This is a genomic window from Cellulomonas septica, from assembly GCF_012396155.1.
Taxonomy (GTDB): domain Bacteria; phylum Actinomycetota; class Actinomycetes; order Actinomycetales; family Cellulomonadaceae; genus Cellulomonas; species Cellulomonas septica.
This window is the reverse complement of sequence record NZ_JAAXOY010000240.1, coordinates 1-4,861: the sequence shown is the minus strand read 5'-3', so window position 1 is coordinate 4,861 and position 4,861 is coordinate 1. Positions and strand designations below refer to the sequence as shown.

Genomic DNA, 4,861 nt, shown 5'->3' with positions numbered 1-4,861 from the left:
CTCGGGGAAGCCCAGCGCGACCCCGACCTGCACGTCGGGCGCGGGCGCGTCGGACATCGCGAGCTGCAGCGCACGCTGCGGGGCCGCGGTCGTGAGCAGCACGCACACGCCCACGAGCGCCGACCCGGCGACCATGACGGCGAGCACCGCCGCGAGCACGGCCACCTGGGCGCGGCCGCGTCGCCAGACGTGCTCACCCACGCGCGACCGCCTCGACCACCTGGCCGTCGACGAGGTGGAGCGCGCGGTCCGCGAGCGCGATCATCACGGGGTCGTGCGTCGAGACGACCGCCGTCATCCCCTCGGCCTCGACGACGCCGCGGATGAGCGCCATGACGGCGAGCCCGGTCTCGCTGTCGAGCTGTCCGGTGGGCTCGTCGGCGACGAGGAGACGGGGCGACGAGGCGAGGGCGCGGGCGATGGCGACGCGCTGCTGCTGGCCGCCGGAGAGCTCGTCGGGTCGCTGCTCGGCGTGCTCGGCGAGGCCGACGAGCTCGAGCAGCATCGCGACGCGACGTTCGCGCACGTCGACGGGTGCCTCGTGCAGCCGCAGGGGGACGCCGACGTTCTCCGCGGCAGTCAGCGCGGGCATGAGCCCGAACGTCTGGAAGACGAACGCGACGCGGTCGCGGCGCAGCGTGGCCTGCCCGTCGTCGTCGAGCCCGGCGACGTCGACGCCGTCGACGTGCACGGTGCCCTCGTCGGGGCGGTCGAGCCCGCCGACGAGGTTGAGCAGCGTCGTCTTGCCCGACCCCGAGCGTCCGACGAGCGCGACGAGCTCGCCGGGGGCCACGTCGAGATCGACACCGCGCAGCGCGTGCACCGCGGACCGTCCGCTGCCGAACGTGCGGTGCACGCCGCGGACCTGCACCGCCGCGCCGGGCGTGGGGCTCACCGGGCACCGCCGTCGCGCCAGACGGCCAGGTGGTCGGCCTCGAGCACGAGCCGAACGCGGCTCGTGAGCGCGAGGGCCTCGCGGTACTCGCGCGGCACCTGCAGCCGGCCCGCACGGTCCATGACGGCGTACTCCTCGTGGACGACGTCCCCGTCGGTCTCGCGGCGCAGGACCTCGCTGCTGGTGCGGCCGTCGCGGATCGCGACCGTCCGCTCGACGAGCGAGCTGACCGCGGGGTCGTGCGTGACGACGACGACGGTCGTGCCGGACTCGCGGTTGACGGTGCGCAGCGTCTCGAAGACCTCCTGCGTGGTGGTCGTGTCGAGCTCGCCCGTGGGCTCGTCGGCGAGCAGCAGCTGCGGCGCGTTCGCGAGGGCCGTCGCGATGGCGACGCGCTGCTGCTCACCGCCCGACATCTCCTGCGGGCGTCGGTCGGCGACGTGCCCGACGCCCACGAGGTCGAGCAGCTCGTCCGCGCGCCTGCGCTTCTGCCGGCGGGGGACCGTGGTGATCGGCAGCGCCACGTTCTGCCGCGCGGTCAGGTAGGGCAGGAGGTTGCGCGACGTCTGCTGCCACACGAAGCCGACCATCTGCCGCCGGTAGACGACCCGGTCGCGCGCGGGCATCGCCATCAGGTCCCAGCGCCCGACCCGCACCCGGCCGGCGGTCGGGGCGTCCATCCCCGAGAGCACTCCGAGCAGCGTCGACTTGCCCGACCCGCTGGCCCCGACGACCGCGACCATCTCGCCCTCGTGCACGAGCAGGTCGAGCCCCTGCAGCGCCTGCACCTCGACGCTGCCCGACTGGTAGATGCGCACGAGGTTGTCGCACACGACGAGCGCGTCGTGCCCGTACTGCGCCGGGCGCGGGGCGCGGCCGCCCAGCGCCTCGAGCGTGCTCTCGGACACCGACCGCTCCCTCCGTCGCGCGAACGTCCACCGCGCAGACTAGGCGTGTTCACGCTCACACCGGGGCGAACGCGCTCCGGTGGAGGGGCGTACTTTCGTCGTGTGGAGCTGCGCATCCGTGGGCACGACCTCCCGGGCCGCACCTGCGGCGGGTTCGCCGACGTGCACGTCGGTGTGCAGGTCGGGCGCGCACCGGCCGGGCTCGTCCCCGCCGACGCGTCCGACCCCGAGTGGCGCGTCGAGCTCGAGGTCGTCGACGACGGCCAGGACGTGCGCGGTCCGGCCGTGCAGGGGCGCCGGGGTGAGCGGTTCGTCTACCTCACGTGGGGGCAGGGTGCCGGCGACGACTTCGTGATGTTCCGACGCGCGAAGCTCATGCTGGCCGACCTCCCGGCGACGTCGGGCGTCGTGACCGTCGATGTCGACCTGACCGACGACGCCGGCCTCCCCCGGGCGGCTCGGCTGCGCCCACCCGCCGTCCGGTGGTCGGCGCAGCCGTAGCCCGGCCCTGCCCGTGGCGCGCCCTAGCGGGTGACGACGGCCTGGATCTCCGCGACCGGGAGCTCCGCGGTCGCCGTCGTCGTCTGCGGCTCACCCACGTCCCGCGTCCCGGCCGTGGCCGTCGAGGTCCACGTCGCGTGCCACCGGCCGGTCGCGGTGAGCGTCGTCGTCGGCAGGCTCTGCCCGGCCTTGACGCCCTCACGCGCCGACGAGCGCGTGAACACGATCGCGCAGCCCTGCGTCGCCCCGGCCGCCCAGGCGGTCCCCGGCGTCCCGGTGCAGGTGACGGCGTCTGCGCCGGGAGCCTCGACGCGCAGCGACTCGAAGGTGGACGTGACCGTCGCGGACAGCCCGGGGATCTCCGCCGTGACCTGCACCCGCACGGTCGGGTCGTCGAGCCACACCCACGTGTCGATGCCGACGAACGTCGACCCGTCCCCGGCCTGCCGCGGGTTCCACTGCACCTGACCGGTCGGCAGGTCGGTCTCCTCGAACGCGATCTGCGCGAGCGTCTCCGGGGGGACCACCCGCGCGTTCGGCGGCGTCTCGCTCGCCTCGACGTACACGATGTCGTGCGTGGCACGGAACGCCGTGTACGCGGCCTGGTACGCCGCGGAGTCCGGGAACCGGTCGCTGTCGCACGTCGGGTACCACCAGTGCCCCTCGGCGTCGTCCTGGTGCTCGAGGTACCCCGGCCACGGCTCGAACGTGTCCTCCGGCGGCAGGTGGTGCTGGAGGTCACGGAAGCTGCCACCGGGCGCCCACGCGTCCGCGTACTCCTGGCCCGTCCACGACTGCCGGTAGAAGCACGCCGGGGCGGCGCGCACCGTCCGCCGACCCGACGTCGCGCCCTCACCCCCGCCGCGCACGCCCGTGCCCCACACGACGACCGAGATCCCCTCGCCGTCGGCACCCGTCCCGACCCCCGAGCCACCGCCCGACCCGGGCGGCGTCGTCGTTCCCCCGCACGAGCGGTCGAGACAGACGTCACCGGCTCCCGGGGCCGCACGCAGGGGCGCGGTGCGGAAGGTCGACGCCGCGTGCGCGGGCGTCGTAACCAGGACGACCAGCGCAGCGACGACGGCGACGGCCTGCGCGCGACGGGTTGCCGTCAGCACGGCTCACCGGTGTTGTCGGTGGTCGTCACCTGCCACGGGAGGTCCGGCGTCTTGGTCATGCCCGTCACCACGACGGCGGGAGCGGCGCCCACCTCGGCCCCGGTGCGGGTCGTCCCGTCCGCGAGCGTGACGACGGCGCCCGTCGAGTCGTTGCAGGTCCTGATCGTGGCGGTCGCCGCGTCGGCCTGGACGTCGAGAAAGCGGACGGAGGTCTGCCCGCCGACGTCGAACCCGGCGTTGCCGTCGACCTGGGTCCGCACCACGTCGAGCACGGCCGGAGCCGCGACGGCCTCGAGCGTGCCGGCGACCGCACCGTCGGTGGTCGAGCGCCAGAACTCCACCTCGAAGAGCGTGTAGACGTCGAGCGCGGCCCGGGCGTCGCCGGTGACGTCGGGCAGGTCCTCGAACCGGATGCCCAGGGCGTCGTCGGACCGGTCGATCGGGCCGGACGCGGTCGGCGTCGGTGTCGGCGTCGGGCTCGGCGCCGCGCTGGTCGCCGCCGCGGGGGTCGGCTCGGGCTCGGGCGTCGTGCACGCGGCGAGCAGCAGCCCGGCGCACACGATCGTCACGGTCGTCCGAACGGTCGCTCGCACGGGTCGGCCTCCTGATGTCGGGTTTGTCCGGGCGACGATAGCGAACCCGCGCACGCGCGAGCCGGGCCGTTCCGCCGACCGTGCCCCGCCCGGCGCGGGCGGGTCGGCGGAGCGTCGGTCGCGGTGCCGAGGCGTGGGCCGACCCTGGTTCCCGAGCGGAGAGCGCCGCTAGCGTGACGAGCACCGAGGTCCACGCCGAGCGAGGAGGACCGCCCATGCGATCCGTGCTCGTCACGGGCGCGTCGACCGGGATCGGCCGCGCGACCACCGCCGCGCTCGTCGGCGCACGCTTCCACGTCTGGGCGACGGTCCGCCGGCCGGACGACGCCGACAGCCTGCGAGCCGAGCACGGCGACGCCGTCACGACGCTCCTCCTGGACATCACCGACGACGACGCCGTCCGTGCCACGGGGGAGCAGGTCCTCGCGGCCGGACCGCTGTGCGCGCTGGTCAACAACGCGGGCGCCGCGCTGCCGGGACCGCTCGAGCACCTGCCGCTCGACGTCCTCCGGCGCCAGCTCGAGGTGAATCTCGTCGCCCAGCTCTCGGTGACGCAGGCGATGCTGCCGGCGCTGCGTGCGAGCCGGGACGCCGGGCAGGACGCACGGATCGTGATGATCGGGTCCATCGGGGGTCGGGTCGCCGGGCCCGTGCTCGGCGCCTACAGCGCGGCGAAGTTCGGCCTCGTCGGCCTGACCGGCTCGCTGCGCGCCGAGCTCGCACCGTCGGGCATCCGCGTGCTGCTCGTCGAGCCCGGCGCGATCGCCACGCCGATCTGGTCGCGCGGCGCGGCCGCCGGCCAGGTGGTCGCAGACGCGATGCCGCCCGAGGCGCTCCCCCGCTACC

Annotated in this window: 7 protein-coding genes; 2 read left to right on the top strand and 5 right to left on the bottom strand. The window is 75.2% G+C overall.

Annotated features, from left to right (window positions below):
- The 3 genes from HGA02_RS10535 to HGA02_RS10525 form a co-directional block, all read right to left on the bottom strand.
- Window positions 1-201: hypothetical protein (locus HGA02_RS10535; RefSeq protein WP_168678965.1), on the bottom strand; the 201-nt coding region annotated here is incomplete at its 3' end.
- Window positions 194-895, bottom strand: coding sequence for an ATP-binding cassette domain-containing protein (locus tag HGA02_RS10530; protein ID WP_168678964.1), 702 nt, complete (start codon window positions 893-895; stop codon window positions 194-196). The genes HGA02_RS10535 and HGA02_RS10530, both read right to left, overlap by 8 nt.
- A complete protein-coding gene (locus HGA02_RS10525) occupies window positions 892-1,803 on the bottom strand; it encodes an ATP-binding cassette domain-containing protein (RefSeq protein WP_168678963.1) in 912 nt (303 codons plus the stop codon). Before HGA02_RS10525 ends, HGA02_RS10530 begins: the two co-directional genes overlap by 4 nt.
- A gap of 102 nt (window positions 1,804-1,905) precedes the next feature.
- Here HGA02_RS10525 and HGA02_RS10520 point away from each other — a divergent pair, with 102 nt between their 5' ends.
- Complete coding sequence (locus tag HGA02_RS10520; protein WP_168678962.1) at window positions 1,906-2,304, top strand: DUF5990 family protein; 399 nt, start codon at window positions 1,906-1,908, stop codon at window positions 2,302-2,304.
- A 23-nt stretch (window positions 2,305-2,327) separates the two neighbouring features.
- On the opposite strand, the gene HGA02_RS10515 is transcribed toward HGA02_RS10520, so the two are convergent.
- The gene (locus HGA02_RS10515) at window positions 2,328-3,422 is read right to left on the bottom strand and encodes a hypothetical protein (RefSeq protein ID WP_168678961.1); all 1,095 of its coding nucleotides are present in this window, start codon (window positions 3,420-3,422) and stop codon (window positions 2,328-2,330) included.
- Window positions 3,416-4,015, bottom strand: coding sequence for a hypothetical protein (locus tag HGA02_RS10510; protein WP_168678960.1), 600 nt, complete (start codon window positions 4,013-4,015; stop codon window positions 3,416-3,418). Before HGA02_RS10510 ends, HGA02_RS10515 begins: the two co-directional genes overlap by 7 nt.
- Window positions 4,016-4,230: 215 nt before the next feature.
- On the opposite strand from HGA02_RS10510, the gene HGA02_RS10505 reads away from it, so the two are divergent.
- The coding region (locus HGA02_RS10505; RefSeq protein ID WP_168678959.1) for an SDR family NAD(P)-dependent oxidoreductase at window positions 4,231-4,861 on the top strand (631 nt) is incomplete at its 3' end.